The organism is Acidovorax kalamii (assembly GCF_002245625.1).
GTDB lineage: Bacteria > Pseudomonadota > Gammaproteobacteria > Burkholderiales > Burkholderiaceae_C > Acidovorax > Acidovorax kalamii.
In genome coordinates this window covers 2,501-5,658 of record NZ_NOIG01000016.1, presented here as the reverse complement: position 1 = coordinate 5,658, position 3,158 = coordinate 2,501, and the positions used below count along the sequence as shown (strand labels likewise).

Genomic DNA, 3,158 nt, shown 5'->3' with positions numbered 1-3,158 from the left:
GCATTGTGTCGATCAATGCAGCTTGATTGCTGTGAGGCGCGCACCCCAAAGCAAAACGCCCTTCTACTCGATTGAGCAGAAGGGCGGTTTGTGCTGTAAGAGCCTGACGATGACCTACTTTCACACGGGAACCCGCACTATCATCGGCGCAAAGTCGTTTCACTGTCCTGTTCGGGATGGGAAGGAGTGGGACCAACTTGCTATGGTCATCAGGCATAACTTGGTGTCGGCCTGCTCTTTGAGCAGGCTAACGAATTCATAGAGTCTGGAATCAGATTTTTGTGTTTTGACTGCGTCTAACTTGGCATAACAATCTTCGAAGCGTCCGGGTGCTGCGTGTGCAGTCACGGGGATTGGCTATCAAAGTTATAGGGTCAAGCCGCACGAGCAATTAGTACTGGTTAGCTTAACGCATTACTGCGCTTCCACACCCAGCCTATCAACGTCCTGGTCTTGAACGACTCTTTAGGGGGCTCAAGGCCCCGGCAGATCTCATCTTGAAACGAGTTTCCCGCTTAGATGCTTTCAGCGGTTATCTCTTCCACACTTAGCTACTCGGCAATGCCACTGGCGTGACAACCGATACACCAGAGGTGTGTCCACTCCGGTCCTCTCGTACTAGGAGCAGGCTTCCTCAAATCTGCAGCGCCCACGGAAGATAGGGACCAAACTGTCTCACGACGTTTTAAACCCAGCTCACGTACCTCTTTAAATGGCGAACAGCCATACCCTTGGGACCGGCTACAGCCCCAGGATGAGATGAGCCGACATCGAGGTGCCAAACACCGCCGTCGATATGAACTCTTGGGCGGTATCAGCCTGTTATCCCCAGAGTACCTTTTATCCGTTGAGCGATGGCCCTTCCATACAGAACCACCGGATCACTATGTCCTGCTTTCGCATCTGCTCGACTTGTCAGTCTCGCAGTTAAGCACGCTTATGCCATTGCACTATCGTCACGATGTCCGACCGTAACTAGCGTACCTTCGAACTCCTCCGTTACGCTTTGGGAGGAGACCGCCCCAGTCAAACTGCCTACCATGCACTGTCCCCGATCCAGATAATGGACCTAGGTTAGAACCTCAAACACACCAGGGTGGTATTTCAACGTTGGCTCCATGAGATCTAGCGACCTCACTTCAAAGCCTCCCACCTATCCTACACAGATCTGTTCAAAGTCCAATACAAAGCTACAGTAAAGGTTCATGGGGTCTTTCCGTCTTTCCGCGGGGAGATTGCATCATCACAAACATTTCAACTTCGCTGAGTCTCAGGAGGAGACAGTGTGGCCATCGTTACGCCATTCGTGCAGGTCGGAACTTACCCGACAAGGAATTTCGCTACCTTAGGACCGTTATAGTTACGGCCGCCGTTTACTGGGACTTCAATCAAGAGCTTGCACCCCATCATTTAATCTTCCAGCACCGGGCAGGCGTCACACCCTATACGTCCACTTTCGTGTTTGCAGAGTGCTGTGTTTTTATTAAACAGTCGCAGCCACCGATTTTTTGCAACCCCGTTGGGCTCCCTCTGTACGAGTTCACCTACTTGGGGCATACCTTCTCCCGAAGTTACGGTATCAATTTGCCGAGTTCCTTCTCCTGAGTTCTCTCAAGCGCCTTAGAATACTCATCTCGCGCACCAGTGTCGGTTTGCGGTACGGTCGTCAATAGCTGAAGCTTAGTGGCTTTTCCTGGAAGCAGGGTATCACTCACTTCGTCTGCAAGCAGACTCGTTATCACCCCTCATCTAAGCCCGGCGGATTTGCCTACCAGGCACGACTACAGGCTTGAACCAACATATCCAACAGTTGGCTGAGCTAACCTTCTCCGTCCCCACATCGCACTATTGATCGGTACAGGAATATTGACCTGTTTCCCATCAGCTACGCATCTCTGCCTCGCCTTAGGGGCCGACTCACTCTACGCCGATGAACGTTGCGTAGAAAACCTTGCGCTTACGGCGAGGGGGCTTTTCACCCCCTTTAACGCTACTCATGTCAGCATTCGCACTTCTGATACCTCCAGCATCCGTTACCAGACACCTTCACAGGCCTACAGAACGCTCTCCTACCACTTGCAATAAATTGCAAATCCGCAGCTTCGGTAACTGGCTTAGCCCCGTTACATCTTCCGCGCAGGACGACTCGATCAGTGAGCTATTACGCTTTCTTTAAATGATGGCTGCTTCTAAGCCAACATCCTGACTGTTTTAGCCTTCCCACTTCGTTTCCCACTTAGCCAATTTTAGGGACCTTAGCTGGCGGTCTGGGTTGTTTCCCTCTTGAGTCCGGACGTTAGCACCCGGTGCTCTGTCTCCCAAGCTGTACTCTGCGGTATTCGGAGTTTGCATAGGTTTGGTAAGTCGCCATGACCCCCTAGCCTAAACAGTGCTCTACCCCCGCAGGTAATACTTGAGGCACTACCTAAATAGTTTTCGGAGAGAACCAGCTATTTCCAAGTTTGTTTAGCCTTTCACCCCTATCCACAGCTCATCCCCTAGTTTTGCAACACTAGTGGGTTCGGACCTCCAGTACCTGTTACGGCACCTTCATCCTGGCCATGGATAGATCACTTGGTTTCGGGTCTACACCCAGCGACTGATTCGCCCTATTCGGACTCGATTTCTCTACGGCTTCCCTATTCGGTTAACCTTGCCACTGAATGTAAGTCGCTGACCCATTATACAAAAGGTACGCAGTCACCCTTGCGGGCTCCTACTTTTTGTAAGCATGCGGTTTCAGGATCTATTTCACTCCCCTCCCGGGGTTCTTTTCGCCTTTCCCTCACGGTACTGGTTCACTATCGGTCGATTACGAGTATTTAGCCTTGGAGGATGGTCCCCCCATATTCAGACAGGATTTCTCGTGTCCCGCCCTACTTTTCTCTAACTTAGTACCACACGTCTGTTTTCGCATACAGGGCTATCACCTGCTATGGCCGGGCTTTCCATCCCGTTTTGCTAACAGTCGTGCTATCACTAGAAGGCTCTTCCGATTTCGCTCGCCACTACTTTCGGAATCTCGGTTGATGTCTTTTCCTCGAGCTACTGAGATGTTTCAGTTCACCCGGTTCGCCTCGCATACCTATGTATTCAGTATGCGATACCTCTTGCGAGGTGGGTTTCCCCATTCAGAAATCTCCGGATCAAAGCTTATT

2 rRNA genes (1 of these 2 cut by a window edge) are annotated in these 3,158 nt (G+C 51.1%); both read right to left on the bottom strand.

The features are described 5' to 3' along the window. Positions 1 to 101 precede the first annotated feature (101 nt). Positions 102 to 214, bottom strand: a 5S ribosomal RNA gene (rrf, locus tag CBY09_RS23110). A gap of 156 nt (positions 215 to 370) precedes the next feature. Next, a 23S ribosomal RNA gene (locus CBY09_RS23105) occupies positions 371 to 3,158 on the bottom strand; it runs 91 nt beyond the window's last position.